The sequence below is a fragment of the Actinosynnema sp. NPDC023658 genome (assembly GCF_040639995.1).
GTDB lineage: Bacteria > Actinomycetota > Actinomycetes > Mycobacteriales > Pseudonocardiaceae > Actinosynnema.
The window spans coordinates 1-1,199 of record NZ_JBFAAX010001387.1; the positions used below are offsets into that span (position 1 = coordinate 1).

The 1,199-nt window shown below is 73.9% G+C and carries 1 protein-coding gene; it reads left to right on the forward strand.

Features of this window, described 5'->3' with window-relative positions; all coding sequences use genetic code 11:
- Positions 1-331: 331 nt before the first annotated feature.
- A partial coding sequence (locus AB0G02_RS41220; RefSeq protein ID WP_360806303.1) for an alpha-lytic protease prodomain-containing protein occupies positions 332-1,199 on the forward strand: 868 nt, incomplete at its 3' end.

Here is a 1,199-nt window from a genome sequence, read left to right on the forward strand (position 1 = left end):
CACCGCCATCTCCGGCAGCACGGACGACACCGTCTCGCCCGGGGAGATCCGGGCCTGGCAGCGGCACACCACGCAGCCGCTGCACCGCGCCGAACTGCCCGGCGGGCACTTCTACCTGGAGACCGCGACCCCTGCCCTGGTCGAGCTGGTCCTGCGTCAGGTGCTCGCCGCGGTGTGAACCGCGGTGCCGGGTAGGGGATTGACGTCGGGCAATGGGTGTTGCATGGTCTGAACCAGCACTGTGAGAGCGCTCTCAGGGCTTGTCCCGGGCGCGTGGTCGGCCTGCACCGGTCACTCGCCCTTCCCTGCGGTCAAGGAGGACTGCGTGCGCATGACAACGTTGACGAAGATCGGTGTGGCGACCGCCCTGGTGGTGAGCGGGCTCGTCGCCGCACCTGCCGGCCAGGCCGCGCCGCTCACGTCGGAGCAGCTGTCACCCGGGCTGGTGTCCGCCATGCGGACCGCCTTCGGGCTCACCGAGCAGCAGGCGCTGGCCAGGCTCGACCTGGAGGCGAAGGCCACCCGGCGGGCGCCCTCGGCGCGCACCGCGGCCGGGTCGTCGTTCGGCGGCAGCTGGTTCGACCAGGACAAGGGCGTGCTCGTGGTCGGCGTGACCGACGCGGCGGCGGCCGAGCGGGTCCGGGCGACGGGCGCGGAAGCCCGGCTGGTCGGCCGGACCGCGGCGGAACTGGACCGGGTCAAGGACCGCGTCGACGCGTTGTCGGCGGCCGGTGCCGTGCCGTCGGCGGTGACGAGCTGGCACCCGGACCCGCGCAGCGGCGCGGTGGTGGTCGACGTCCAGCCCGGCGTGCAGACCGCGGAGGTCGCGCGGTTCCTGGCCGAGGCGAGGAAGCTCGGCCCGATCGAGGTGAACACCGCGGGCGTCACGGCGCCCGTGCCGTTCGCCGCCGGGACCGTCGGCGGAGACCCGTACTACACCGGCAACGTCCGCTGCTCCATCGGCTTCTCGGTGCACGGCGGGTACGTCACGGCCGGCCACTGCGGCACCACCGGCGCGCAGGTGTACGGCTGGGACCGGTCCTGGCAGGGCCAGTTCGCGGGCTCCTCGTTCCCCGGCAACGACTACGCGTGGGTCCGCACCGGCCGTGCCGGGGAGCGACACCCGGGTGGTGACCGAGTTGGCGCGGGTCTCACCGCGCACCAGGTTCAGGGTCGAGACGGCGGGCCTGGGCTCGTCG